The organism is Pseudomonas marincola (assembly GCF_900682675.2).
GTDB lineage: Bacteria > Pseudomonadota > Gammaproteobacteria > Pseudomonadales > Pseudomonadaceae > Aquipseudomonas > Aquipseudomonas marincola.
The window spans coordinates 2,348,939-2,375,582 of the sequence record NZ_LR215729.2 but is presented as its reverse complement, the minus strand read 5'-3'; the positions used below and the strand labels follow the sequence as shown (position 1 = coordinate 2,375,582).

The window sequence follows — 26,644 nt, the reverse complement described above, 5'->3', positions numbered from 1 at the left end:
ATATAGCCGTTGATCAATCGCTGGCCAGTCGAGCGCAGCATTCGCTACGCTCAGACGCGGGTATGTTTTGCAGGGGGAGCGGGCTTAGTCGCCGCGGTATTCGCAGCCACTGGTGCAGGTTTCATGGATACGGATACGAGAAAGCTCCGGCAGCAGCGGTTTCAATTGCTTCCAGATCCACTGGCAAAGCACTTCGCTGGTGGGGTTTTCCAGGCCGGGAATGTCGTTCAGGTAGTTGTGGTCCAGTTGCTCGTAAAGCGGTTTGAAGATCGCTTTGATTTCCGAGAAGTCGCGAATCCAGCCGGTATGCGGATTCACTTCACCTTCGATGTACACGGCAACGCGAAACGAATGGCCGTGCAGACGCCCGCATTTATGGCCTTCGGGTACATGCGGCAAGCGGTGCGCTGCTTCGAAAATGAACTCTTTGAACAATTCCACAATACTTCACTCATTAAATAGGGTTGCGTTCAGATTTTACCAGCTCAAGACCTGTGCGAACCAATCTTTGCAATGCTTATCTATAGGAATCAGGCCTGTACAGCGCCGCAGGCCAGCAGGCTGGGCCAGACAGACGTCAGGCACCTTGCAAACAGAGCAGTTGTGCACCGAAGGAGGGACCGATGCATCCATACGACAGCACCAAACCGCCCATGTTGGCGATTGTGCTTGGTTACGCAGGGCTTATTCCGTTTATTAGCGGCGCATTGGGCTTTCTGATTGTACCGGTTGGCTGGCGACCCTTGGTGCTCAATGCCTTGCTTGATTACGCGGCGATCATTCTGGCTTTCATGGGCGCGATTCACTGGGGGCTGGCCATGCGCGCCGAAGAATCGGAGGAAAATGCGCGAACCCAGATGGGGCTATCGGTCATTCCGCCGTTACTTGGCTGGCTGGCGATTGCCGATGGGATGCCGCTGATAGTGGCCTTGCCGGTGTTACTGCTGGCATTCGCCGGCTTGTATGTGGCCGATGTGCGCGCCGTGAATTTGGGTTTGGCGCCGCGCTGGTACACCACACTGCGCACGCCACTGACCGGCGTCGTCAGCCTGTGCCTGGCGCTGGCGTGGATCGGCGAAGTGATTGACTAATCACCGAGTAACGCGGCCACGATCGCACTGGCCTGCTCGCGTCTGTTCAACCAGTCGCCCCCGATGCATTTGAAAGGCTGCTGATGTTGCTCAAGCCACCGATGGCACTGATCATAGAACGCCTGACGCTGGGCAATTTGCGGCTGACAACGCTGGCCGTCATCCGTCCACGGTACACCGTTGGGGTCGAGCAGCAGGTGCATGTCGTAGGTTCGACTGAGCAGTTCTTCCTCAAGCCATGCCGGAACATCGGCAAATAGCGCTTGGCTCCAGAGAATATTGCTGAGCAGGTGGGTATCGAGTATCAGCAATTCAGGTTGTTGCGCACGCGCCGCATCTTCCCACTGCAACTGGCCGCGGGCGATGGTGGCAATATCGGCATAGCAGGTATCGCGCAACTCTGTGTCGATGAAATAACGCACGTACTCGCCGACGATGATCCCGCCAAACTGGGTTTGCAGATGCTCGGCTAGCCAGCTCTTGCCGGCGGATTCAGGGCCGGTAAGCACGACGACTTTCATGCGGTTGCCGCGCGTTGATCGCGTCGCCATGTCAGCCAGCCACTCAGGGCCAAACCGGTGAATACGGCGTACAAGCCCGCTGTGAGGTACAACTCCTGCTGCAGGAACAGCAGCACGAACAACACATCGAGCAGCACCCACAGCGGCCAGCACTCGACACGTTTTTGCGCCATCCAGACCTGAGCAACCAAACTGAAGGCGCTGAGCGTGGCGTCTTGCCAAGGCGCTGCCGCATCAGTGAAGTTTGCCATCAGATAGCCCAACACCGTCGCGCCAACCACGCCGCAAGCAAGGCTTGCAGCCAGGCCGCGCCAGGTTAACGCTGAAACACTCACGCCCTGATGCTTGTCGCCGCCATGATTCCACTGCCACCAGCCGTAACCCTGCAGCAGGGCATAAACCCCTTGCAGGAGCATGTTCGAATACAGCGCCGCATCGTAAAAGATCCACGCATAGAGCAGCACCATGACCAGCCCGATTGGCCAGCACCAGCGGTTCTGTTTAACCGTGAGCCAAACAGCGCAGGCGCCCAGTGCAGCGGCAAACATTTCTAGAGTGGACATTAAGCAATCAGCCGGAAAGGGAAGGGACGACAGCGCGCGATTGTAACGACTCGACGCGCTGGCGTCTTGCATCCGGCCCAGGCCAAGGCCGGAATGCGGGGCTTAAACGCGGAATTGGCCGAGCAGGCGGTTGAGGTCGGCGGCCAGCGCGCCCAGTTGTTGGCTGGCAGCACTCGACTGCTGGGCGGCATTGGCATTGCTCTGCGCCAAACCTGCGGCCTGGGTGACATTCATGTTGATGTCTTCAACAACGTGCGACTGTTGCAGCGTAGCGCTGGCAATCGAGGTATTGAGCCCGGTCAGGTTGCGCAGCGATTGCGCGATCAGGGTCAGACTCTCGCCGGCCTGGCTGGCCTGCACCACGGTTCGCTGAGACGACTGGCTGCTCTCATGAATAACCTTGACCGCCGCTTCCGAATTGCTTTGCAGCCGTTCGATCATCACCTGAATCTCGGCGGTGGAGTTTTGCGTGCGCTGTGCGAGCAAGCGGACTTCATCGGCGACCACCGCAAAGCCACGGCCTTGTTCACCCGCGCGAGCCGCCTCGATCGCCGCGTTGAGCGCGAGCAAGTTGGTTTGCTCGGCAATCGAGCGGATCACCTCAAGCACGCTGCCAATTTGCACGCTTTCAGTGGACAGCGCCTGAATCACCTCAACGGACTGGTCAATGGTGCCCGACAGTTCAGCAATCTGCTGCAAGCTTGCATCGATATTGCGCTGGCCCTGAATTGCCTGTTCTTCGGCAGCCTGCACCTCATTGGAGGCATGCTCGGCATTCTTCGCGACATCCTGCACGCCATAGGTGACTTGATTGATCGCGGTAGCAACTTGATCCATCTGTAGCGATTGTTGCTCGCTGTGCTGCTGCGCTTCACCGGCCACACCGCCGAGCGAATGGGCCGCGCTGTTGAGTTGGCTGGCGGAGGCCAGCGACTGGCTGATGACTTCGCGTAGCTTGCTGGTGAACGCATTAAAGTTTTTCGCCAGCGCCGTGAGTTCATCGTTGCCGTTGGTGTCGAGTGCGCGGGTGAGGTCGCCTTCGCCGCTGGCAATGTTGGCCATCGCATTAACGGTATGCCCCAGCGGCACGGAAATGCTGCGTACGATCATGCTCACCAGTAACGCCATAACCACCATGAGGCCGAAGCCAATGCCGACCAGGCGCATTGCCTGTTCGCGGAATTCGGCCTGTACATCATCGACGTACACACCCGAGCCGATAATCCAACCCCAGGGCTTGAACAACTCGACGTAGGAAATCTTGCTGACAGGCGCCTCAGAGCCAGGCTTTGGCCAGCGGTATTCGACCTGTCCGGCGCCTTTTTCGCGCGAGATACGCACCATTTCATTGAACAACTCGACCCCGTCGGGGTCTTTGATGGCCGAGAGGTTCTGGCCTTCAAGTTTGCTGTTGGTCGGGTGCATGATCATGGTCGGCGTCTGATCATTGATCCAGAAGTACTCGCGATTGTCGTAGCGCAGCCCGCGGATCATGTCTTTGGCCGCTTGCTGCGCTTGTTCAAGTGTCAGCGTGCCATCGGCTTCAAGTGCCTGGTAATGGCGTAAAATGCCGCTGGCGCTCTCGACCACATGACGCGTCTTCTCGCTTTTTGCCGCGTAAAGCTGCGTGTGGATCTGCTCAAGCATGGCGCTGCCGAGGCCGGCCAACATCAGAATGGCGAGGAGCAGAATCAGCCATAAACGGCGGTTGATCGGAATGCTACGTAGGCGAGTCATTCGGGGGATACTCCGGTGGCAGTGCATTTTTATTGTTCGGCTATGTTCACTCAATCCGCGCCTCTTCACGAGATGCCTACAACCAAAGGAGTATGTAGCTGGCTGCAGTCGCGTTGTCTGAATTTGACTGAGTAAAAATATCTATTTGTTGTTAGCATCTCGGCCCGCTGGCGCGAAACCTGAGGCGCCGGCAGCTTTTTAATGGCTCAAACCGACCGATGGCAGGACGTAAACGGGCCCGAAACCTTTTGCGTGCGCCCACTGCGCACTATTTGGAGTGATGATGGATTTGTGGACTGCCTTTCAGGCAATACTGTTGGGCGTAGTAGAGGGACTGACCGAGTTCCTGCCAATTTCGAGTACCGGACACCAGATTATCGTTGCCGACCTGATCAATTTCGGTGGCGAGCGGGCGATGGCTTTCAACATCATTATCCAGCTGGGCGCGATTTTGGCGGTGGTCTGGCAATTTCGCAGCAAGATCATCGACGTTGTCGTCGGCTTGCCCAAAGAGCGTGAAGCCCAGCGTTTCACCGTCAACCTGCTGGTGGCGTTCTTCCCGGCGGTGATTCTCGGTGTGGCCTTTGCCGACCTGATTCATGAATACCTGTTCAACCCGATCACCGTCGCTGCCGCGTTGGTTGTGGGCGGGGTGATCATGCTCTGGGCCGAGAAGCGTCAGCACAGTGTTCACGCCGAGACGGTTGAACAGATGACCTGGCAAGACGCACTTAAAATCGGCTGTGCGCAGTGTCTGGCAATGATTCCGGGCACCTCGCGTTCAGCCTCGACGATTATCGGTGGCTTGCTGTTCGGCCTGTCACGCAAGGCGGCTACTGAGTTCTCGTTCTTCCTGGCGATGCCGACCATGGTGGGTGCGGCGGTTTATTCCGGCTACAAATACCGCGATCTGTTCAAGCCTGAAGATCTGCCGGTTTTTGCCCTCGGCTTTGTGGTGTCGTTCATCTTCGCCATGATCGCTGTGCGCGGCCTGCTGAAGTTCATCGCCAACCACAGCTATGCAGTATTTGCCTGGTACCGGATTGGTTTTGGCCTGCTGATTCTGCTGACCTGGCAGTTGAGCTGGATCGACTGGAGCACGGCGCAAGGCTAAATGCCGGGCGGGTGGAGAGCGACTGTGGAGAATCTGCGCAGTAACGATGGCCCGCAGGCACGTGAAGCCACGCTTGAGGTGGTGCGCCAGTATCACCTCTGTTGGAAGCGCCGGGATCTCGACGCGATCATGGCGCTGTACCACCCGGAAATCGAATACAACGACTTCTTCCAGAATCGCCAGCTGCGGCTCGCCGAGTTGCGCGAGTACGTGCGTGCCAGCATGCCGCATGCGCCGAATGAAGCGCTTGAACACAGTGACCGTATTCGCTGCGATTGCGACACCGCCTTCATTCAGTATCAGCTGACATTGCGCGGCAGCGCCGGGCTGGCTTCGTTTCGCTCGAGTGAAGCGATCACCGTGCGTGACGGGCTGATCTGGCGGGTTAACGAGTACTCATCGTTGATTAACGCCCGCACCACCACGGCGGAAATTGCCGGTTCGCGCCCTGCCACCAGCCGTTTGGGGCTGTCGGCGCGGCAATTGAGCGTAATGGCGCAGGATCTGCAGAGCTATTTTCAGAGTCGTCAGGCCTATCTCGATCCTGAACTAAGCCTGCAGCAAGTTGCTGAAAGCAGCGGATACAGCCGTAACCAGATTTCCTACTTGCTTAATCAAGTACTCGGGCAAACTTTTTACCGCTACGTTAACCACGCCCGTCTCAATCATTTGCTAGACCAACTCGAAACCCTGCAGGCGCAGAATAATCCAGCAGCGATTCGTATGGATCAGCTGGCGTTTGCAGCCGGTTTCAATTCACTGTCGGCGTTTTATAAAAGCTTCTCGGCGCACCTCGCAACGACGCCCAAGGCCTACTTGAAGCTCACGCATGATCAGCAAAAAGCGGCACGCAACCAATAACCGAAGGATCAAGCATGGAAGTACGCGGGTCGATCAAGAGCTGGAACGATGACAAGGGATTCGGCTTTATCCAGCCTTTGCAGGGCAAAGAGCCCATTTTTGTGCACATCTCGGCAGTGCGCGGCGACCGTCGCCCGGTTGCCGGCGATCCGGTGATGTATGTCGCCAGCCTGGACCCGCAGGGGCGTATGCGTGCCGAGCACATGCGCCACGCGGGCGGTCTGGCGATTGATCGGCCAGCAATTCGGCGCAAGCCACGCGCACAGGGTCAATCAAAGCCGCGTGACGTGAGCGGGCCGGCGAGCAAGCCGGTGCGACGGGCAAAACCCGTAAAGCGCCAGCATTCACATTCAGCGATTCAGCACCTCGGGTTAAAACTACTGATATTTGTCGCGCTGTGCTGCCTGCCGATTTATGGCGCGCTACAGGCATTGAAGGCCGGCAATATCTGGCTGATCAGCGCCTATACCATGCTGAGTCTGGTCAGTTTTTATCAATACTGGAGTGATAAGAACAGTGCACAAAAGGGTCGCTGGCGCACCCCTGAAAATGTCCTGCACGCTGTTGAACTGTGCGGCGGCTGGCCTGGCGCTTTAGTGGCGCAGCAAGTGTTCCGCCACAAAACCCGCAAGCTGTCGTTTCAATTGGTGTTCTGGATCATCATCGCCATTCATCAAGCTTTCTGGCTGGATTATCTGCTGTACGACGGCGTCTATCTAAGGTCGCTTGTGGGCATATCATTCATCTAGCAACAGGCCGGGTTGCAAACGCTTGGGTAATTTACGCACCACCAGTTGATGGGAACGGGTAAGCGCTGCGAATAGCTCATCGCGCTGCATGGCCGGTGCCGAGCATTGCATGCTGATCCAGTGCGCACGCGCCAGATAAGGTGCGGGGCGGATGCCGGGGCGGTCGACATAACCGAGGAACAGGTCGCTATCAACCTTGAACGCGAGGCCGTCACCGAGAAAGTGAATGATCGCAAACATCTTGTTGCCGGCCACCGAGAACACCTGATTGCTGCCCCATTTGAAGTCCTCGCGGGCGCCCGGTAATTGCTTGCAGAACTCGGCAATCTCGGTTGGCGTTAACGCGGCAGATGTTTTGGCGGTTGGCATCATGGCGCCTCGTATTCAGTCGTTAATAGCGCGCCCGGTAAACGCGGTAGATGCAGGCCAGCGTGCCCGTTGCAGCCAGCAGCGCCGCCACCAAAAAGGTGGTCGAATAATTCGCATGCGCGGCGACATAACCCATCAGCGGACCCGCGAGCCCCAGCGACAAGTCGAAGAATAACGCGTAGGCGCCCAACGCTGAACTGCGGCTCGCAGCTGGTATCAGGGCGATGGCTTCCACGCCCAGCGCCGGATACACCAGCGACAAGCCCAAACCGGTCAGCGCAGCACCGGCCAACATTACGCTCGGTGCGTTGCCGAACGCCAACAGCATGAGCCCGAAAAATTCGATTGCCAAACAGACAACGGCAACCGGATAACCACCGAAGCGTTTGATGACCCCGGCAAACAATAGCCGCGAGACGATGAACGCGATGCCGAATGCAGTCAGGCAATATTCCGCGTCAACCCAGCCGAGGCTGTCGTAATACAGGGTAATAAACGTCGCCAGCGTACCGAAGCCAATAGAGCCCAGCGCCAATACCGTGCCGTGTGGTGCGATGGATAAGAACACCCGCGCAAAGGGCATGCGGCTTCCGGAGAGGATTGGGGCGGGTTGTTTGGGCCAGGCAAACGCCAAGGCCACAGCTGAAAGCAGCATGGTCAACGCGCCTATACTCCACAAGCCCACCGCGCTAACCATCGCCACGCCCAACGGTGCACCGATGGCGATGCCGCCGTAAGAGGCGATGCCATTGAAGGAAATCACCTTGGCGGTGTAGTCGCTGCCAAAGCGGCCGATGGCCCAGCTTATCGAGCCGGTACCGACTAGGCCCTGGGCGACACCCAACACGACACGGCCCGCGAGCAACAGGCCGAGGCTGAGCGCTGGCATTGATTGCAAGGAGGTGGAAAGCAGCGTCAGCAAACCGCTGACAATGCAGCCCATCAGCCCATACAAAACCGCCTGTTTCGGCCCTGCACGGTCTGCCAGGCTGCCGGACATTGGCCGCGAAAGCAGGGTAGAGAAGTACTGCGTACCGATGACAATACCGGTTATAACCGCGCTATAGCCCAAGTCGTTGAGCACGTAGCGCGGCAGCACGGCCAGCGGCAAGCCGATGCACAAGAAACTGACAAACGTGACTGTGACGATAGAGATGATTTGCAGATTGACCGCAGGTGTCGGCTGCGCAGCTTGGCTCATGGGGCGCTCGATGCAGATTGATCCTTGGCTAATAATACGCAAGCTATCGAGTCTTTGGCTGCTAAATATTGGCGGACTACGCCTTTTGTCTAGAGCGGCGTGCTTTGCTCAGATTCGAGCGTGCGTGTGTTGCCTTGCTGGCTGTAATTGCTGGGCAAATGTCGTCTAATCTGAATCCGTCATTTTGACTGCCTTGGAGTTTTTATCATGTCTTTATCCATGTATGACGCCAGCGTGCCGGTGTTTGTGCGTCTGCTGACCAACCTCAATGCATTGCTCGACAAATCGCTGGCACATGCAGAAGCCAAGGGTATCGCGCCCGAGGTATTGGTGAATGCGCGCCTGGCGCCGGATATGTTCCCGCTAGCGCGCCAGATCCAGATTGCGACCGATGCCGCCAAGGGCTGTGTGGCGCGCCTGGCGCAAATCGAAGTGCCAAGTTATGCCGACACCGAAAGCAATTTTGCTGAACTCAAGGCGCGCATCGATAAAACCATCGCGTTCGTTCAGCAGGCGACGCCTGAGCAAATGCAAGGCAGCGAAACCCGCACCATCACGATCAAGGTGCCTGATCGTGAACTGCAGTTCCCCGGTCAGGCATTTCTGCTGTTCTTTGCCATGCCCAACTTCTATTTTCACGTGACCACTGCCTACAACATTCTCCGTCACAATGGCGTGCCGCTGGGTAAGATGGATTATCTGGGTTCAGTGTAAACAGGCGGCTGAGCCGGAAAGGGCAACGCAAGTAAATCTTCACTTCGGTGTTTTGACAGGCGACTTTTCGTCCGCGCAATACAAAACGCCCGATGCAATGCATCGGGCGTTTTGCTGTAAGGCTGCGGTTAAGCGTTGCTTAAACGATAACGCCCTGACTGCGCAGGTAATCATCGTAGGTGCCGCTGAAGTCGACTACGCCGCTGTCGGACAGCTCGATGATGCGTGTGGCCAATGAGCCTACGAATTCACGGTCATGGCTGACGAAAATCAGCGTGCCTGGGTAGTTTTCCAGCGCCAGGTTGAGCGCCTCGATGGATTCCATGTCGAGGTGGTTGGTCGGCTCATCCATCACCAGCACGTTGGGCTTGTTGAGGATCAGCTTGCCGAACAACATACGGCCTTGCTCACCACCGGAGATGACCTTCACCGACTTGAGAATCTCGTCGTTGGAGAACAGCATACGGCCCAAAGTACCGCGAACCAGTTGCTCGCCGCCTTGAGTCCACTGGCCCATCCAGTCGAACAACGTCATGTCGTCTTCGAAGTCATGCGCGTGATCCTGGGCGTAATAGCCAAGCTCTGCGCTTTCGGTCCACTTCAGACTGCCTGCATCCGGAGTCAGCTCACCGACCAGGGTACGTAGCAGGGTGGTTTTACCGATACCGTTGGGGCCGATGATCGCAACGCGCTCGCCTGCTTCAACAGTGAAACTGAAATTCTTGAACAGCGTCTTGCCGTCGAAACCCTTGGCCATGTGCTCAACAGTCACCGCCTGACGGTGCAGCTTTTTAGTCTGCTCGAAGCGGATGAACGGGCTGATACGGCTGGAAGGCTTAACTTCAGCCAGCTGAATCTTGTCGATCTGCTTGGCGCGCGACGTGGCCTGCTTGGCTTTCGAGGCGTTAGCCGAGAAGCGGCTGACGAAACTCTGCAGCTCGGAAATCTGCGCCTTCTTCTTGGCGTTATCCGACAGCAACTGCTCGCGCGACTGGGTCGCAGCGGTCATGTATTCGTCATAGTTGCCTGGGAACAGGCGCAATTCGCCGTAATCCAAGTCAGCCATGTGCGTGCACACGCTGTTGAGGAAGTGACGGTCGTGGGAAATGATAATCATGGTGCTGTTACGCGCCGTGAGAATGTTTTCCAGCCAGCGAATGGTGTTGATGTCCAGGTGGTTGGTTGGCTCATCGAGCAGCAACAGATCCGGATCAGAGAACAGCGCCTGCGCCAGCAATACGCGCAATTTCCAGCCCGGCGCGACTTCGCTCATCGGGCCGAAGTGCTGTGCCAGCGGAATGCCCAAGCCGAGCAGCAGCTCACCCGCGCGGGATTCGGCGGTGTAGCCGTCCATCTCGGCAAACTCGGTTTCCAGCTCAGCCACCGCCATGCCGTCTTCTTCGGTCATTTCCGGCAAAGAGTAGATGCGGTCACGCTCAGCTTTGACCTGCCAGAGCTCTTCGTGGCCCATGATGACCGTGTCGATCACGTTGAAGTCTTCGTAGGCGAACTGGTCCTGACGCAATTTACCCATGCGCACATTCGGCTCCAGCATGACCTGACCTGCGGATGGCTCCAGATCACCGCCGAGGATTTTCATGAACGTCGACTTGCCGCAGCCGTTAGCGCCGATCAGACCGTAACGATTGCCGTTACCGAACTTGACTGAAACGTTCTCGAACAGCGGCTTTGCGCCGAACTGCATGGTGATGTTAGCTGTGGAGATCAAAGCGATAATCCTGGGGAGCTGAGGCGCGAATGCGCAAAAAGGCGGGGATTGTACAGGTTTCATCATGACAAAGGCAGCGTCAGAGACGACCGGGCGCTAAAACCGCCGGTAGAAGAACGCAGAACGGCAAGTCGTGTTCACGGCGCAGTTATCACAATGCAGTTTTCCGACCGGGGACTCATGCAGTGACGAGACGTGTTATTCACGCAGAGCGCCCAAAGCCGGGCACTAGGCGTTTTCCTACAGGCATCTCACCTTTACCCCCAAGCTAATGGCATGCAATTTTCTGTGAGGACATTCACTCGTTAATAGTCTTCGCAGCCAGCTAAGTCACACCCTTTTCACGGAAGAATGAGGTGCACAGATGATCCCTTCGGCGCGTAAGGGCGACAGCCATGTTTGCCCGCTTCCCGGGCATGGCACTACGCCCATAATTTCAGCCAGCGACAACGTGATAATCAACGGCATGGGGTCGGCGCGAGTCGGCGATGCCTGTGGGTGCGGAGCCGTGATCATCGCGGGCTTCCCGACGATCATGGTCACCGGTCGGCCAATGGCCTATTTGGGCAGCCCGACCAGCCACGGCGGCATGATCATCAGCGGTTCGGAAAATGTCGGCGGCGGTGTGATCATGGGGCCAATCGTCGACTTCCAGAAAATGGGGGCCATCGGCCCGGACGGCAGCGTGTCTGAGTCGATAATGGCCGACCTGATCAGCGACCCGAACCTGCTCGCCAAGGCGGTCGCTGCCGGAGCGCTGGTCGACCCGAACGCACCGACACCCAAAGCCTGTACCGACCCTGATCAGATGATCGAGCTGGCGACTTACATTGCCGGCGAAATGAACAAGAATATCCACGACCCGGCAGTGCTCGAAATGCAGGAGTTGAACAGCTACGACCCGCTGGCAAAACAGCGCGAGTACAGAGAACTGCCGTTGTATCTACAGCTCGGCCCAACGCCGAACTTCTTCGGCATCGCGCTGGGCAAAAAGACCCGAGCCGCGGCGATCTGGATGGGGAAGGTCGGGCAGGATCAGGTGTGGGATCACAAGAAATATTTGTTCGCGAATTTTCGCGGTGCTTGGCAAAAACAGGGCGAATACGATTACTACTACGACATATGGTCAAACGTACATTACGGTTACGTCGGCGTGATTGCTGGGGTGCCGGAAGCGTTATTGCTGGATGCAGCAGGGGTAGAACAGATTGGCTCGGACACAGTTAGATGGGCGCGCGATGGCACCGGCGAAAGTCACGGCCCTCAACTGTCTGGTGATCTAAGCGAAGGTTTGCGCGCTTTTGACGATGCACCTGACAGAATCTCAGTCGGTATCGGCGTAAAGTTGGCCAAGCAGTACCCGAAAGGCGGCGTGACTGGCGAAATGATCAAGGCCGAAGTGCTTGCAGTACCTATCACGGATTGGGGGGCGGGAATTCAGGCGCATGAGTGCAGGTAAGCGCAAATGGCGCGTGCGCTGGTGGATGTGGCTTATCGCGGTATTCATCTGTGCGCGCTACGGCATCCTGGTGATGCCGAGGGTGAGCGTCTTCTACTCGGATGAAGCGACTATGAAGATCGACTACCACTGGGCAGATAACCAAAGTACATACGACGGCATTCTTCCCCCGGGCAGCTACGCCATTGAGGCTGTGGACCTCGTTAGGGAAGCAGGCTATCGCGTTGAGTTTTATTGGAAACCCAAAGGCGGTCGCTACCATTGCATAAGCATTACCCCGAACTGGCCGCGCACGGTGATTTACCTCGACGAAAACGCCGACATTGACTACAGCAAAGGCACCGACGCCGAGCTGATTAGCAAGTGCCCCAACGACTGGGCTGATATGTAACTACGATCCCCCAAGCCTAAAACCAACCGGCTGACCCTTTGCACTTGCAGTAGGCCTGGCTCGTTTCCCGCGCTTACTCGCGGTAAAACACTTGCACCAAGTGATAGCCAAACTGGCTTTTTATCGGCCCGTGCACTTCGCGAACTGGCTTTTTGAAGATGACTTGATCAATCGCGCGGACCATCTGGCCAGGGCGTACTTCGCCCAGATCGCCGCCGCGTTTGCCCGATGGGCAGGTCGAGTATTTGCGCGCTAACACATCGAATGCCTCGCCCGCTGCGATGCGTTTCTTCAGCTGCGCCGCTTCAGCCTCGGTTTTTACCAAAATATGCCGTGCCATTGCTTTCGCCATGCGCGGTTCCTCACAAGTTATTGGCGCGCATTGTGCCAGTATTCGCAGTGCCAATGAACTGCTCGTCGGATGACTACACTTCTTCGAGCGCCAGTTGCAGATTTACTGATATCTAGCGGTGCATTTTGCCCGCCTGGCGAATGTCCGCCCGGGCGGCGGGGTGTCCGGCATTAAATTACCTATTTTGTTGTGTGGATGTGCTCATGGACCTGCAAGCAATGCTGAAAATCCTGTCCAGTCAGGATGGGTCAGATTTGTATCTTTCGACCGGCGCGCCGCCTTGTGCCAAATTTAACGGCGTGCTCAAGGCGCTCAGCAGTGAACCGCTGAAGGGCGGTGAAGTGGCTGAGATTGCCAATTCGGTGATGGATGACACCCAGAAAGAAGAGTTCGAGCGCGAGCTTGAGATGAACCTGGCGATGTCGGTGACCGGAGTCGGTCGGTTTCGTATCAACATATTCAAGCAGCGCAACGAAGTGTCGATTGTCGCGCGTAATATCAAGCTCGACATTCCCAAGTTCGAAGACCTCAAATTGCCCGAAGTGCTGCTCAGCACCATCATGGAGAAGCGCGGTCTGGTGCTGTTTGTTGGTGGCACTGGCTCGGGTAAATCAACCTCGCTGGCAGCGTTGATCGACTACCGTAACCGCAACAGCAGCGGCCATATCATCACCATTGAAGACCCGGTCGAATATGTTCACCGGCACAAGAAGTCGATTATCAACCAGCGTGAAGTGGGTGTGGATACGCGAAGCTTCCATGCCGCGCTGAAAAACACCTTGCGTCAGGCTCCGGATGTGATCCTGATTGGTGAAATCCGTGACCGCGAAACCATGGAGCACGCGCTGGCCTTTGCCGATACCGGCCACTTGGCAATCTCGACGCTGCACGCCAACAACGCCAACCAGGCACTGGATCGCATTATCAACTTCTTCCCGGAAGAGCGACGTCCGCAATTGCTTAACGATCTGGGCAATAACCTCAAGGCGTTTGTTTCGCAGCGATTGGTTAAGACAGCCGATGGCAAGCGGCGTGCGGCGGTTGAGGTGATGTTGGGCACGCCGACTATTCGCGACTTGATCAAGCGCAACGAATTCTCCGAACTTAAAGAAATCATGGAGAAGTCGCGCAATCTGGGCATGCAGACATTCGATCAGGCGCTGATCGATTTGGTGCACGAAGGGGTGATCGACGAAGAAGAAGCGGTGAAGAACGCAGACTCAGCGAACAACGTGCGTTTGCGTCTCAAGCTGTATCGCGACAATCCCGAGAATCAGGCTGACAAGCCCGTAGCACCGGAGCCCGAGAAGGCCAGCCCGTCCGTATCAAACTGGAGCATGGACCTGACCCTTGAAGACATCGAGGCCGAAGCTCCGCCGCCAGAAACACCGGGCCGCAACGGCATTTAACTGCCCGCTTGGTCTACCGGCGCCAATTGGCGCCGGTAATGATAGTCATCGTATGGATCGCGGCGTCAGAGCGTGGCGACCTTGGCCTTGCTGTTGGTCTCGCGCAGGTACTCTTGCATTGAGTCATCCATCGCTTTAAGCCAACGGGTGTGGTGCGGCACTGCATGCGTTCCGGTCATCACCGAGCGATAGGACTTATCGCGGTAGCCCATGATGTCCTGCTTCTTATCGGTCTTCCACTGCAGGAAGATGGTGTTCACCGCGTCGATGTCGAAGCTTGGATAGTCGGTCTGGTCGATCAGATGTTTGATGTAACTGCCCTGGAATTGATACATCTGCTCGGCCGTTTCAAGACTTTCCTCGCGAGCGCGCCAGCTCGCATTGTCCGCTTCCATCGCCGCTTTGCTCGGCAGCGCAATGCGCCCCAGCATGTAGTCGCGGGCAAACCACGCTTGTGCATCGAACATGTTGAAGCTGTACCACTGATCCTGCATGCCGAGGTAAATCAGTTGCGGATTGTCTGTCCACACCACGCCCTGATAAAGACTCAAAGGCCATAGACGGTTATCCGTTTTGAGGCGCAGAGGCTCTTCCAGGAAAGGGAAATGGTGCTGGTATCCGGTGCAGAGAATTATCGCATCGACGCGCTTGCTTGAGTCGTCGATGAAATAGGCCATATCGCCTTCCACCTTGCTCAGTTGCGGACGTTCCTCCCAACCTTTGGGCCATTTATAGCCCATTGGCTGAGTGCGGTAAGAGCTGGTGATTGAGCGTGCACCGTACTTGTAGCACTGCGAACCGATGTCTTCTGCCGAGTAGCTGCTGCCGATAATCAGCAGGTCTTTATCCTTGAACTCAGTGGCTTCGCGAAAATCGTGAGCATGCAGAATACGCCCTTCGAAACGCTCGAAACCTGCAAAGTCCGGCACATTCGGCGTTGAGAAGTGCCCGCTGGCAACCACTACATAATCAAACTGCTGGCAGATGTTTTCGTCGAGCGCATAGTCATGTGCGGTGACGGTAAATTGTTTGCTGGATTCGTCGAAGCTGACATTTTTGACAGCGGTATTGAAGCGAATATAGTCGCGCACACCGGCTTTCTTGACGCGGCCCTGGATGTAGTCCCACAGAACTTCGCGCGGCGGATAGGATGAGATTGGCTGGTCGAAATGTTCATCGAAACTGTAGTCGGCGAACTCCAGGCATTCTTTCGGGCCGTTCGACCACAGATAGCGGTACATGCTGCCGTGCACGGGTTCGCCGTGCTGGTCGAGACCGGTTCGCCAGGTGTAATTCCACATGCCGCCCCAGTCTTCCTGCTTCTCGAAGCAGACTACTTCAGGCATTGCCGCACCTTGGGTGTGGGCGGATTGGAAGGCACGAAGCTGCGCCAGACCAGAAGGGCCAGCACCGATAATTGCGATACGCATTGTCATTAGATTCACTCTACAGGTTGAAAACTGAAAAAAGTTCTAAGCCCGCAATCCTCAACAGCTTGCGCTGTGGGCAGTGCGAGAACATCAGCATTCAAAAAGTAGGTGGAGGGACCGAGCGCTTACCGTTGGTTTCGGCTGTTTTGCTCGCAGAGAGGTTGGCTTGCAACATCATTGGGCTGGTGCTGAATGGCAGCAGACAGGCCAATAGATTGATCAGTTTCGCCCCGTTTGCAGCACTGCATTGCACAGGCTGCGGGGCTAAGTAGCGAAAGATACGTGTGATCTCGTACATGGGGCTTTTTAGACTCTTTTCGTTAGGCATACCTCCTAGAAGTAACCTATTGAGTACTTGATTACAACCGAGTAGCCCCCAGTAAAATATTAATAAACATTTAAAAACAACGACCTGAGCTGCCTTAGAAATAATTCGCCAGCAGCTTAAGACCGGTGATTAAGCGGCGATGATTGCACACCCCGTCGCCGCTTTGACTTCCTCAAGGCTGACGCCGTCGGCCAGCTCTACCAACTGCAAACCTTGTTCGGTGATGTCGAGAACCGCAAGATCGGTGATGATCCGGTCAACCACGCCAACGCCGGTTAAAGGTAAATCGCAGGCATGCAAAATCTTGTGTGCACCGCCCTTGGCCGTATGCTCCATTAGCACCACCACGCGTTTAACGCCGGCCACCAGATCCATCGCACCGCCCATGCCTTTGACCATTTTGCCTGGGATCATCCAGTTGGCCAGATCACCTTTTTCGGACACCTGCATGGCGCCCAGAATCGACAGGTTGATGTGGCCACCGCGAATCATCGCAAAGCTCGCCGCGCTGTCAAAAAAGGCGCTGCCGGGCAGGGTGGTAATGGTTTGCTTGCCCGCGTTGATCAGGTCCGGATCAACCGTTTCATCGGTAGGAAATGGGCCAATACCCATCAGGCCGTTTTCGCTCTGCAGCCACACATCCATTCCGTGCGGAATGTAGTTGGCCACAAGCGTAGGCAGGCCGATGCCGAGGTTGACGTAGAAGCCATCGCTGAGTTCCTGCGCGGCGCGTTGCGCCATCTGTTCACGTGTCCAAGCCATGATCAGGCACTCCGTACTGTGCGTTGTTCGATGCGTTTTTCCGGGCTGGCATTGAGCACCAGGCGCTGGACATAAATGCCCGGCAAGTGAATCTGGTCAGCATCCAACTCGCCGGTTTCGACAATTTCCTCAACTTCTACGATGCAGACTTTGCCAGCCGCAGCCGCCAGCGGATTGAAGTTGCGTGCCGTCTTGTTGAAGATCAGGTTGCCGGATTTGTCGGCTTTCCACGCTTTGACCAGACTGACGTCTGCGCGCAGTGCGCGTTCCATGACAAACCACTCTCCGTCGAATTCGCGGGTTTCCTTGCCTTCGGCGACGAGAGTGCCGTAACCGGTCTTGGTGTAAAAAGCCGGGATTCCGGCACCGCCTGCGCGCAGTTTCTCGGCGAGCGTGCCTTGCGGAGTGAACTCAAGCTCAAGCTCGCCGGCCAGAAACTGGCGTTCGAACTCTTTGTTCTCGCCCACGTAAGACGAAATCATCTTGCTGATCTGTCGTGTTTCAAGCAGCTGGCCCAGACCAAAACCATCAACCCCGGCGTTGTTGCTGATCACGGTGAGGCCGTTCTTGCCGGTGTCACGCAGTGCGCCAATCAGTGCTTCCGGTATGCCGCATAAGCCAAAACCGCCGACCGCCAGGGTCATGCCATTTTCAACCAGCCCGTCGAGGGCCGCTTTGGCACTTGGGTAGATTTTATTCATCGCATCTCACTCCTTGAACGTGGCGGGCGACTGTAATCAAGTCGCCCGCCAGCGGGTGTTGGAAACGCCAGAATTAGCCGAAAATGTACAGGCAGGCCGAAATGACCACGCCCGAGTACACCAGCATCAGCAAGCAATAACCCATGATGTCACGCGCACCGAGGCCGGCAATCCCCAGCAGCGGCAAAGCCCAGAACGGCTGGATCATGTTGGTCCATGCATCACCCCAGGCAATTGCCATGGCCGTTACTACCGGCGCTACGCCCAATGCCTGACCGGCAGGCAGCATGATCGGACCTTGAACCGCCCACTGGCCGCCACCGGACGGCACGAATACGTTCACCAGACCGGCACTGAGAAAGGCCAGAACCGGGAACGAGTCAGCAGACGACCAGGCCACGAATGTATCGGTGATTTGTTTGCCCAACGAGAATCCATCGGCGTTGGCACCGACCATCATGCCCATGATGCCGGCATAGAACGGGAACTGGATAACGATGCCACTGATACCGCCAATGCCATCCTGTACCGCGCGCATGTAACGCTCAGGTGAGCCGTGCAGGCACAAGCCGATAAACAGGAACAGGCCGATGACGATATTCAGGCTCAGGGCAAAACCATTGTTGAAGAAGTAGTAACCGAAGAACACTGCAGCCAGCGCGATGATGATCAGGTTGAGAATGCGGCTGTCATCCATACGCTGGGCCAGTGTTTCACGCGGCAGAGCATCGCTGGCTGGCTCTTGCAGCAAGCTCGGGTCGGCGACTTTGGGTTGAGCAGGGTGCATGGCACGGTTCAGCAACGGCAGGCCGATTACCAGCAGCGCGATGATCGACAGGTTCATGACGGTGAACAGCGTGTCATTGACGCCGATCGCTTCGGTCACCACGCCGCCGGTCATACGGGACAGATCCGCACCGCCCGAGGCGAGTGACAGCGGAATCGAACCGGACAGGCCGCCGTGCCAGATCAAGAAGCCTGAGTAAGCCGAGGCAACCAGCAGCGGGTAGTCGACGCCTTTGACTTCACGTGCCAGAGCGCGGGCAAACACCGCGCCGATCACCAGGCCAAAACCCCAGTTGATCCATGAGCCGGCCAATGCCACCAGCGTCACCAATACAATCGCCTGACCTGGCGATTTGGCGACGCGGGCCAGGCCTGCAAGCGTGCGGTTGATCAGCGGAGCGCTGGCGAGGGCATGACCGGTAACCAGAATCAGCGCCATTTGCATGGCAAACGTGAGCAGATTCCAGAAGCCTGCCCCCCAGTGATTAGCCATCGCTGGCAGGCTCTGGCCGGTGCTGATCATGCTGGCGATGAGCACAAAAAGCGTGAGCAGCATGGCGAATACAAAAGGTGAGGGCAGGTAACGCTGTACCAGTTTGACACTCAAAGACGTTATGGAAGAAAGCATGCATGTTCCTTAATTATTATTTGTTCATTAGGGAGTAAAACCCTTCAGCAGACGATGTTAACCCCCTGTGCGACACGCGTGTTTGAGCAAAAAGTATAATAGGCGTCTATTGCGTCTGCGTTATAGCGTTGACGCTGCGGTTTTTATCGCTCGCCAGTACAGCATCATCAGAGAATTTGCTGCTGGTTGCTCAATCAGCTGCGGTTTGATCGTAAACTGGGCGCGATGCCCTGTTTGCTGATTGAGTTCTAAATGGATAAGCCGCTTGCAACCCCAAAGCCGAAACAAAAAGTGCAGTCTGCCGAGGTCGGCACCGACATCCTCAAGGCACTCGCAGATCTGAGCCCGAGCACGTCGTTATCGGCACTTGCCGAGCATGTGCAGATGCCAGCCAGCAAGGTTCATCGTTATCTGCAGGCATTGATTGCCAGCGGTTTTGCCATGCAAGACGCCGCAACCAACCATTACTCGCTCGGGCGTGAGGCGTTGTATGTCGGTCTGGCTGCATTGGGCAGCATGGATGTGGTCAAGCTTGCCGCAGCGCCCGCCAGCGAACTCCGTGATGAATTCAATGAGACTTGTTTTCTGGCGGTTTGGGGTAATCGCGGCGCCACGGTCGTGCTGCTTGAGCAAGCGCATCGTTCGGTAACGTTGGTGACCAAGCTGGGCTCGGTATTGCCGCTGTTGTCGTCCGGCACCGGGCTGGTATTTGCTGCGCACTTGCCAGCGGCTGAAACTCGCGAGTTGGCGGCGCACGAGTTGCGTTCAACAGCCAAGCATCCGCTCGCAGACAACCATGATTATCAGCAACAAATGACGCGCATTCGCGCCACTGGCTTGTACTCGGTGCATGGCTTGTTGATGCCCGGCATCGATGCCTTGGCGGCCCCGATATTTGACGCCAGCGGGCGCATTGCTGCGGTTTTGACCATGGTCGGCTCGGCCAGCGTGTTCCACGCCGACGAAAACAGTGCGGCGGCGCAGAAGTTGCTGAGTACCGCGCAACTGATCAGCTGGCGGATGGGCTATTCGAAACGTTAGTGGCTGGCGCCGAGTCGCGCCTTGGCGACTCGCGAACCATTGGTTTTACCCAACACGTCGCAAATGCGCTGTCCGGCCTTGATCAGCAAGTCGAGATCAATGCCGGTATCAATGCCCAGGCCGTTGAGCATATACAGCACGTCTTCAGTGGCCACATTACCGGTAGCGCCTTTGGCGTATGGGCAACCGCCAAGGCCGGCGACCGAGCTGTCGAAAACACTGATGCCTTCGAGCAGGCTTGCGTAGATATTGCTAAGTGCCTGACCGTAAGTGTCGTGGAAGTGCCCGGCCAGTTTGCTGCGCTCGATGCCCGCCGCCGCAACCACCTCGAACAGCCGTCGACTGGCGCCTGCGGTGCCGGTGCCAATGGTGTCGCCCAGCGAGATTTCATAGCAGCCCATGTCGAACAATTCCTTGCTCACCCAGGCCACTTGTTCTGCGGCAACCTCGCCTTCATAAGGGCAGCCCAACACGCATGAGACATAACCGCGAACGCGCACACCCTGAGCTTTAGCCGCGTCCATTACCGGTACAAAGCGCTCGAGGCTTTCGCGAATTGAACAGTTAATGTTCTTCTGGGAGAACGCCTCGGACGCGGCGGCGAATACGGCAACTTCCCTGACCCCAGCGGCGACGGCGGATTCAAAGCCTCGCAGATTGGGCGCAAGTGCAGCATAAACGGTGTTTTCCTGCTGCTTGATGCGCGCAAATACGGTCTCGCTGCCCGCCATTTGCGGCACCCATTTGGGCGAGACGAAACTGCCCACTTCGATATAGCTCAGGCCAGCGGCGCTGAGATCATCGACCAGACGGACTTTATCGTCGACGTCGATGGCCTGCTTCTCGTTCTGCAAACCGTCGCGAGGGCCAACCTCAACCAAACGAACATGGGCGGGCAGGGTCATGCAATTTCTCCAGATCTGGGCGATGTGCCGCCGATTCTATTATCACAGGGCAGGGTGCATCACCCTTGAGTGATGCATCCATCAATTGCCGCTGCAGGCTTATTCCAGTTCGACCAGAACAGTGCCTTCCTTGACCATTTCACCTTCTGCACAAAACAGGGCTTTAACCACGCCGGCTTCGGCGGCGCGAATGCTGTGTTCCATCTTCATGGCTTCTAGCACCACCAGCGTGGTGCCAGCCTCGACACTTTGCCCGGGCTCGACCAGCACGCGGACAATGCTGCCGTTCATGGGCGCCGTGAAGCCGCCATGTTGATTGTGGCTGGCCTCGACAGCGGCAATCGGATCAACCTTGGAAACCCGGTGGATTTCGCCTTGCCACTGCAAATACAGCGCATCACCGCTGCGAATTGCCAAATGACTTTGGCGCACGCCGTCGCGCACAACCGTGAGGCTATCGCCTTGCAGCACGGCATCCGGGGCGCTGCTGTTGCGCAAGCGCAACACTTGCTGCGCGTCACCACAGGCCAGATGCATATCAATCTCGCTGGGTAAACCGGCGCGCCAGCCATTGTTGCTGGCCCAGGGCGAGTACGCGTCGTCACTGCGCTGTGTGGCTGGCTCGCTCAGGGCGAAGGCCAGGCTGGCCAATTCCCAGAAGTTGGCGTCCAGCTCGGCAACTGGCGGCAGCAGTTGCGCCTGATGCCGGGGAATGAAACCGGTGTCGAGTTCGCAGTTGGCAAACGCCGGATGGGCCAGTACACGAGTAAGAAAACTCAAGTTGGTGCGCACGCCCGCGACATGCGTCTGTGCCAGGATCGCCAACAGGCGCAGGCGCGCTTCTTCACGATCCGCGCCCCAGGCAATCAGCTTGCCGAGCATTGGGTCGTAGAAGGGGGAAACCTCATCGCCTTGTTGCACGCCGCTGTCGACTCGGCGGCCTTCGCCGGCAGCCGGTTCGCGATAAAGCGCCAAGGTACCGGTAGACGGCAAAAAGTCGTTATCGGGGTCTTCGGCGTAGAGACGCACTTCAATCGCATGGCCAATCAGCGGCACTTGCTCTTGCGTGATGGGTAACGCTTCACCACGCGCCACACGGATTTGCCATGCGACCAGATCAAGGCCGGTAATCGCCTCGGTAACCGGATGCTCGACCTGCAAGCGGGTGTTCATCTCCATGAAGAAGAACTCACCGCGTTCGTCCAGCAGAAACTCGACCGTGCCCGCGCCGACATAACCGATGGCCTGCGCCGCTTTCACTGCGGCTTCGCCCATGGCGCGACGTAGCTCAGGGCTCAATCCCGGCGCTGGGGCTTCTTCGACGACTTTTTGGTGACGGCGTTGGATCGAGCAGTCGCGTTCATTCAGGTAAAGGCAATTGCCGTGCTGATCGGCAAACACCTGAATCTCGACATGCCGTGGTTTCAGCACATACTTTTCAATCAGCATGCGCGAATCGCCGAACGAGGATTGTGCCTCGCGCTGCGCCGAAGCCAACGCCTCAGCCAGCTCACTGGCCTGCTCGACCACTTTCATGCCTTTACCGCCGCCGCCAGCAGTGGCCTTTAGCAGTACCGGATAACCGATACGTTCGGCGGCCTCAAGGAAGGTCGCTGCATCTTGCTCTTCGCCATGAAAACCCGGTACCAGCGGCACGCCAGCGGCTTCCATAAGCGCTTTGGCCGCCGACTTGCTGCCCATCGCATCAATGGCCGAGGCGGGTGGGCCGAGGAAGATTAAACCGGCCGCTTCGATGGCGCGGGCAAACCCCGCGTTTTCGGACAAGAAACCGTAACCCGGATGAATGGCCTGCGCGCCGCTGGCTTTGGCGGCTGCGATAAGCGCATCGATGCGCAAATAACTCTCTGCGGGTTTCGCGCCGCCCAGGTCCACACTGCAATCGGCTTCGCGTACATGCAGGGCGTTGTGGTCGATTGCGCTGTGAACCGCCACCGTGCGCAGACCCATGGCTTTGGCGGTACGCATAACCCGGCAAGCAATCTCGCCACGGTTGGCCACTAACAGGGTGTCGATGTGTTGAATGCTCATGATTACTGCTCCTGCCAGGCGGGCGTGCGTTTCTCGAGGAAGGCATTAAGGCCTTCCTGACCTTCTGGGCTGACGCGAATACGCGCAATCGCATTCTCGGTGTAACGGCGCAGCGCCGGGGTCAGCACGCCGCTGCCGACTTCCCGCAGCAAGTCTTTGCTGGCGCGCATGGCTTGCGGGCTGTTAAGCAGCAGGTTGTCGATCCATGCTTCGACCTGTTGATCGAGCTCTTCGGCGGGATAACACTCGGCTAGCAGGCCAATCTGCTGGGCTTTTACCCCACTGAAACGCTCGGCCGTGAGGGCAAAACGCCGGGCTGCTCGCTCGCCAATCGCCTGAACCACGAACGGGCTGATTACGGCGGGGGCCAGACCAATGCGCACTTCCGACAAACAGAACTGCGCTGTTTCACTGCCGATGGCCATGTCGCAGCAACTGATCAGGCCCAGTGCGCCACCAAAAGCGGCGCCTTGAACCACAGCCAGCGTTGGAATCTTCAGCTGATACAGGTTGTGCATCAGCTCGGCCAGTTCGCGGGCATCATTGAGGTTGGCGTTGTAGTCGAGCGCCGCCGAAGCCTGCATCCAGCTGAGGTCCGCGCCTGCCGAGAAGTGCTTGCCGCGCCCGCGTACCAGCAAAAAGCGGATACTCTTGTCGGCTTGTACCGCGTCCAGCGCCAGAATCAGCTCGCGGATCATTTCGGCGTTGAACGCGTTGTTCTTGTCCGCACGGTTAAGCCACAAAGTGGCTACGCCACGTGGGTCAATCGCAAGTTCAAGGGTGGTGAATTGGCTCATCGGATCAGACTCTTGAATAGGGTTGCAAACGTAACGGCTGGCGGACCAGCAATTACATGCGGAATACGCCGAACGTGGTCGGTTCAATGGCAGCGTTGAGCGATGCAGACAACGCCAGGCCCAGCACTTCACGGGTTTGCGCAGGATCAATCACGCCGTCATCCCAGAGCCGTGCGCTGGAATAATACGGATGACCTTGCTCCTCGTACTGGTCGAGAATCGGCTGCTTGAGTGCGCGTTCCTGCTCGTCGGTGAAACTTTCACCGGCACGCTGAGCCTGCTCGCGTTTAACCTGTGCGAGCACACCCGCGGCCTGTTCGGCGCCCATCACACCGATCCGCGCATTCGGCCACATCCACAGGAAGCGCGGATCATAGGCGCGACCGCACATGCCATAGTTGCCAGCGCCGAAGCTGCCGCCAATGATCACAGTAAACTTCGGCACCTTGGCGCACGCCACGGCATTTACCAGTTTGGCGCCGTGCTTGGCGATACCGCCAGCCTCGTACTTCTGGCCGACCATGAAACCGGTGATGTTCTGCAGGAATAACAACGGAATGCCGCGCTGGCACGCCAGCTCGATGAAGTTGGCGCCTTTTTGCGCCGATTCAGCAAAGAGAATCCCGTTATTGGCGAGGATCGCCACCGGATAGCCGTGGATATGCGCGAAGCCGCACACCAGCGTACTGCCGAACAGCGCCTTGTATTCATCAAACTCTGAACCGTCGCTGATGCGTGCAATCACTTCGCGTACATCAAACGGTTGCTTGGCATCCGCGGGGATCACGCCATACAGCTCATCAGCGGCGTACAGCGGTTTGATTGGCTGACGCGTATTGATAACGCCTTGCTTGCGCCAGTTGAGGTTGGCGATGGTACGACGAGCGAGGGCGAGGGCGTGGGCATCGTCTTCGGCATAGTGGTCGGCAACGCCTGACGTCTTGCAGTGCACATCTGCGCCACCAAGGTCTTCGGCGCTGACCACTTCACCGGTAGCCGCTTTAACCAGTGGCGGGCCTGCGAGGAAGATGGTTGCCTGATTGCGCACCATGATGGTTTCGTCGCTCATCGCCGGCACATAGGCGCCGCCTGCGGTACACGAGCCCATCACCACGGCGATCTGCGGAATGCCCACGGCGCTCATGTTGGCTTGATTGAAGAAGATCCGACCGAAGTGTTCGCGGTCCGGGAATACTTCATCCTGACGGGGCAGGTTGGCGCCGCCGGAGTCGACCAGATAAATACACGGCAGACGGTTCTCGCGAGCGATGGCCTGGGCGCGTAAGTGCTTCTTCACGGTGAGCGGGTAATAGCTGCCACCTTTTACCGTGGCATCGTTGGCCACAATCATGCACTCGACACCTTCAACGCGGCCGATGCCGGCGATCACGCCAGCAGCGGGAACGTCTTCGGCGTAAACCTGATACGCCGCCAGCTGGCTGATTTCGAGAAACGACGAGCCGAGATCGAGCAGGCGGTTGATCCGCTCGCGAGGCAGCAATTTGCCGCGTGAGGTGTGGCGCTCTTGCGCTTTGGCGCCGCCGCCCTGATGAATGCTGGCGAGCAGGCGTTTGAGGTTCTCGACTTGCTCGGTCATTGCCGCGCTATTGCTGACAAATTCCGGTGAGCGGGTATTGATCTGGGTGTGCAGGATGGCCATCTGGCGCACTCCGTGAAGTCTGGCGTGAACATGTCGCAGGTAAAGCGCCCCGCAACACAGGGCGCGGGTACATGCGCTTACTTGGTCTCGTTGAACAACTCGCGACCGATCAGCATGCGGCGGATTTCACTGGTGCCCGCGCCGATCTCGTAAAGCTTGGCGTCACGCAGCAAGCGGCCTGCCGGGAACTCGTTGATGTAACCGTTGCCGCCGAGGATCTGGATAGTATCCAGGGCCATTTGGGTGGCACGCTCGGCGCTGTAGAGAATCACCCCGGCAGCGTCTTTACGGGTGGTCTCGCCACGGTCGCAGGCCTGTGCAACCGCGTAGAGATAGGCACGGCTGGCATTGAGTTGGGTGTACATGTCTGCCACTTTGCCCTGGATCAGCTGGAACTCGCCGATGCTCTGGCCGAACTGCTTGCGGTCATGGATGTAGGGAACAATCACATCCATGCACGCTTGCATGATGCCGACCGGGCCGCCCGCGAGCACCACGCGCTCATAATCGAGCCCGCTCATGAGCACTTTTACGCCGCCGTTTACCGCACCCAACACGTTCTCGGCCGGAACTTCGACGTCATCAAAGAACAGCTCGCAAGTGTTGGAGCCGCGCATGCCAAGCTTGTCGAACTTGTTACCGCGGCTAAAGCCTTTCCAGTCACGCTCAACAATAAACGCGGTAATGCCGTGCGGGCCTTTTTCCAGATCGGTCTTGGCGTAGATCACGTAGGAATTGGCATCCGGCCCATTGGTGATCCAGGTCTTGCTGCCGTTCAGCACGAAGTGATCGCCGCGACGATCTGCGCGCAGCTTCATCGAGACCACGTCGGAACCGGCATTTGGTTCACTCATGGCAAGTGCGCCGATGTGCTCGCCCGAGATCAACTTCGGCAGGTACTTGGCCTTCTGCTCGGCGGTGCCGTTGCGATTGATCTGGTTAACGCACAGGTTAGAGTGGGCGCCATAAGACAAACCGACCGATGCCGAGCCCCGGCTGATCTCTTCAATGGCGATTACGTGGGCCAGATAACCCAGGCCGGCGCCGCCGTATTCTTCGCTGACGGTGATGCCCAGCAGGCCCATGTCTCCGAATTTCTTCCACATGTCGGCAGGGAACAGGTTTTCGCTGTCGATGGCGGCGGCGCGTGGTGCCAACTCAGCGGCGACAAATGCGCGGGTCTGATCACGCAACATGTCGAGGGTTTCGCCGAGGGCAAAGTTCAGGGACGGATAGCTCATGGGATCACCTTGTTTTTGTCTGTTGTGGAGGCAACGCGAGGTCAGCCTCTATTAAC

At 57.4% G+C, this 26,644-nt stretch carries 26 protein-coding genes; 9 read left to right on the top strand and 17 right to left on the bottom strand.

Translation table 11 applies throughout. The features are described from left to right. Positions 1-84 precede the first annotated feature (84 nt). Entirely contained in the window at positions 85-441 is a 357-nt protein-coding gene (queD, locus tag PMYSY11_RS11040; RefSeq protein WP_075723436.1) for a 6-carboxytetrahydropterin synthase QueD, read from the bottom strand. A gap of 182 nt (positions 442-623) precedes the next feature. Here queD and PMYSY11_RS11035 point away from each other — a divergent pair, with 182 nt between their 5' ends. After that, positions 624-1,091: a DUF3429 domain-containing protein gene (locus PMYSY11_RS11035; RefSeq protein ID WP_150549214.1), complete on the top strand. Its 468-nt coding sequence runs from the start codon at positions 624-626 to the stop codon at positions 1,089-1,091. Here PMYSY11_RS11035 and PMYSY11_RS11030 read toward each other — a convergent pair. The 3 genes from PMYSY11_RS11030 to PMYSY11_RS11020 all read right to left on the bottom strand — a co-directional run bounded on the left by PMYSY11_RS11030 (position 1,088) and on the right by PMYSY11_RS11020 (position 3,912). Next, complete coding sequence (locus tag PMYSY11_RS11030; protein ID WP_150549213.1) at positions 1,088-1,612, bottom strand: AAA family ATPase; 525 nt, start codon at positions 1,610-1,612, stop codon at positions 1,088-1,090. The two genes, PMYSY11_RS11035 and PMYSY11_RS11030, sit on opposite strands and share 4 nt — an antisense overlap. Beyond that, positions 1,609-2,175 (bottom strand): nicotinamide riboside transporter PnuC, encoded by a 567-nt coding sequence (pnuC, locus tag PMYSY11_RS11025; protein ID WP_150549212.1) that lies wholly within the window; start codon positions 2,173-2,175, stop codon positions 1,609-1,611. The genes PMYSY11_RS11030 and pnuC overlap by 4 nt, the downstream gene beginning before the upstream one ends. Before the next feature lie 102 nt (positions 2,176-2,277). Then, a complete protein-coding gene (locus PMYSY11_RS11020; protein WP_150549211.1) occupies positions 2,278-3,912 on the bottom strand; it encodes a methyl-accepting chemotaxis protein in 1,635 nt (544 codons plus the stop codon). Positions 3,913-4,195: 283 nt separating this feature from the next. Here PMYSY11_RS11020 and PMYSY11_RS11015 point away from each other — a divergent pair, with 283 nt between their 5' ends. The 3 genes from PMYSY11_RS11015 to PMYSY11_RS11005 are packed head-to-tail and all read left to right on the top strand — an operon-like array spanning position 4,196 to position 6,636. Further along, a complete protein-coding gene (locus PMYSY11_RS11015) occupies positions 4,196-5,026 on the top strand; it encodes an undecaprenyl-diphosphate phosphatase (protein ID WP_069900319.1) in 831 nt (276 codons plus the stop codon). Between the two features lie 33 nt (positions 5,027-5,059). Continuing rightward, the gene (locus tag PMYSY11_RS11010) at positions 5,060-5,887 is read left to right on the top strand and encodes an AraC family transcriptional regulator (protein WP_239655595.1); all 828 of its coding nucleotides are present in this window, start codon (positions 5,060-5,062) and stop codon (positions 5,885-5,887) included. A 14-nt stretch (positions 5,888-5,901) separates the two neighbouring features. Continuing rightward, positions 5,902-6,636: a DUF1294 domain-containing protein gene (locus PMYSY11_RS11005; protein ID WP_150549209.1), complete on the top strand. Its 735-nt coding sequence runs from the start codon at positions 5,902-5,904 to the stop codon at positions 6,634-6,636. On the opposite strand, the gene PMYSY11_RS11000 is transcribed toward PMYSY11_RS11005, so the two are convergent. Further along, entirely contained in the window at positions 6,625-7,008 is a 384-nt protein-coding gene (locus PMYSY11_RS11000; protein WP_239655574.1) for an MmcQ/YjbR family DNA-binding protein, read from the bottom strand. The two genes, PMYSY11_RS11005 and PMYSY11_RS11000, sit on opposite strands and share 12 nt — an antisense overlap. Positions 7,009-7,027: 19 nt before the next feature. After that, entirely contained in the window at positions 7,028-8,206 is a 1,179-nt protein-coding gene (locus PMYSY11_RS10995) for an MFS transporter (protein ID WP_150549208.1), read from the bottom strand. Positions 8,207-8,413: 207 nt separating this feature from the next. Between PMYSY11_RS10995 and PMYSY11_RS10990 the strand changes: the two genes are divergently transcribed. Continuing rightward, a complete protein-coding gene (locus PMYSY11_RS10990; RefSeq protein WP_150549207.1) occupies positions 8,414-8,920 on the top strand; it encodes a DUF1993 domain-containing protein in 507 nt (168 codons plus the stop codon). A gap of 139 nt (positions 8,921-9,059) precedes the next feature. On the opposite strand, the gene PMYSY11_RS10985 is transcribed toward PMYSY11_RS10990, so the two are convergent. After that, positions 9,060-10,649, bottom strand: a complete 1,590-nt coding sequence (locus tag PMYSY11_RS10985; protein WP_150549206.1) for an ABC-F family ATPase — start codon at positions 10,647-10,649, stop codon at positions 9,060-9,062. A 364-nt stretch (positions 10,650-11,013) separates the two neighbouring features. On the opposite strand from PMYSY11_RS10985, the gene PMYSY11_RS10980 reads away from it, so the two are divergent. Together PMYSY11_RS10980 and PMYSY11_RS10975 are read left to right on the top strand one after the other, a co-directional pair. Next, entirely contained in the window at positions 11,014-12,108 is a 1,095-nt protein-coding gene (locus tag PMYSY11_RS10980; protein WP_150549205.1) for a polymorphic toxin type 44 domain-containing protein, read from the top strand. After that, a complete protein-coding gene (locus PMYSY11_RS10975) occupies positions 12,095-12,499 on the top strand; it encodes a hypothetical protein (RefSeq protein WP_150549204.1) in 405 nt (134 codons plus the stop codon). The genes PMYSY11_RS10980 and PMYSY11_RS10975 overlap by 14 nt, the downstream gene beginning before the upstream one ends. 73 nt (positions 12,500-12,572) lie before the next feature. Here PMYSY11_RS10975 and PMYSY11_RS10970 read toward each other — a convergent pair whose 3' ends face one another. Further along, positions 12,573-12,851: a peptidylprolyl isomerase gene (locus PMYSY11_RS10970; protein ID WP_069900327.1), complete on the bottom strand. Its 279-nt coding sequence runs from the start codon at positions 12,849-12,851 to the stop codon at positions 12,573-12,575. A gap of 203 nt (positions 12,852-13,054) precedes the next feature. Between PMYSY11_RS10970 and PMYSY11_RS10965 the strand changes: the two genes are divergently transcribed. Further along, entirely contained in the window at positions 13,055-14,260 is a 1,206-nt protein-coding gene (locus PMYSY11_RS10965; protein WP_172970685.1) for a PilT/PilU family type 4a pilus ATPase, read from the top strand. 65 nt (positions 14,261-14,325) lie between these two features. On the opposite strand, the gene PMYSY11_RS10960 is transcribed toward PMYSY11_RS10965, so the two are convergent. The 4 genes from PMYSY11_RS10960 to PMYSY11_RS10945 all read right to left on the bottom strand — a co-directional run bounded on the left by PMYSY11_RS10960 (position 14,326) and on the right by PMYSY11_RS10945 (position 18,895). After that, entirely contained in the window at positions 14,326-15,696 is a 1,371-nt protein-coding gene (locus PMYSY11_RS10960; RefSeq protein ID WP_150549203.1) for an NAD(P)-binding domain-containing protein, read from the bottom strand. Between the two features lie 451 nt (positions 15,697-16,147). Next, the gene (locus tag PMYSY11_RS10955; RefSeq protein WP_150549202.1) at positions 16,148-16,780 is read right to left on the bottom strand and encodes a CoA transferase subunit B; all 633 of its coding nucleotides are present in this window, start codon (positions 16,778-16,780) and stop codon (positions 16,148-16,150) included. A 2-nt stretch (positions 16,781-16,782) separates the two neighbouring features. Continuing rightward, complete coding sequence (locus tag PMYSY11_RS10950) at positions 16,783-17,481, bottom strand: CoA transferase subunit A (RefSeq protein ID WP_069900331.1); 699 nt, start codon at positions 17,479-17,481, stop codon at positions 16,783-16,785. A 73-nt stretch (positions 17,482-17,554) separates the two neighbouring features. After that, a complete protein-coding gene (locus PMYSY11_RS10945) occupies positions 17,555-18,895 on the bottom strand; it encodes a short-chain fatty acid transporter (RefSeq protein WP_150549201.1) in 1,341 nt (446 codons plus the stop codon). Between the two features lie 252 nt (positions 18,896-19,147). On the opposite strand from PMYSY11_RS10945, the gene PMYSY11_RS10940 reads away from it, so the two are divergent. Further along, complete coding sequence (locus tag PMYSY11_RS10940; protein ID WP_150549200.1) at positions 19,148-19,936, top strand: IclR family transcriptional regulator; 789 nt, start codon at positions 19,148-19,150, stop codon at positions 19,934-19,936. On the opposite strand, the gene PMYSY11_RS10935 is transcribed toward PMYSY11_RS10940, so the two are convergent. The 5 genes from PMYSY11_RS10935 to PMYSY11_RS10915 form a co-directional block, all read right to left on the bottom strand. After that, positions 19,933-20,841, bottom strand: coding sequence for a hydroxymethylglutaryl-CoA lyase (locus PMYSY11_RS10935; RefSeq protein WP_090511886.1), 909 nt, complete (start codon positions 20,839-20,841; stop codon positions 19,933-19,935). The two genes, PMYSY11_RS10940 and PMYSY11_RS10935, sit on opposite strands and share 4 nt — an antisense overlap. Positions 20,842-20,940: 99 nt before the next feature. Beyond that, positions 20,941-22,890, bottom strand: a complete 1,950-nt coding sequence (locus PMYSY11_RS10930; RefSeq protein ID WP_150549199.1) for an acetyl/propionyl/methylcrotonyl-CoA carboxylase subunit alpha — start codon at positions 22,888-22,890, stop codon at positions 20,941-20,943. Between the two features lie 2 nt (positions 22,891-22,892). Then, complete coding sequence (locus tag PMYSY11_RS10925) at positions 22,893-23,687, bottom strand: gamma-carboxygeranoyl-CoA hydratase (RefSeq protein ID WP_150549198.1); 795 nt, start codon at positions 23,685-23,687, stop codon at positions 22,893-22,895. A 52-nt stretch (positions 23,688-23,739) separates the two neighbouring features. After that, positions 23,740-25,347 carry a carboxyl transferase domain-containing protein gene (locus tag PMYSY11_RS10920; protein ID WP_150549197.1) on the bottom strand — a complete coding sequence of 536 codons (1,608 nt, stop codon included), beginning with the start codon at positions 25,345-25,347 and terminating at the stop codon, positions 23,740-23,742. 77 nt (positions 25,348-25,424) lie between these two features. After that, positions 25,425-26,588 (bottom strand): isovaleryl-CoA dehydrogenase, encoded by a 1,164-nt coding sequence (locus PMYSY11_RS10915; protein ID WP_150549196.1) that lies wholly within the window; start codon positions 26,586-26,588, stop codon positions 25,425-25,427. Positions 26,589-26,644: the final 56 nt, after the last annotated feature.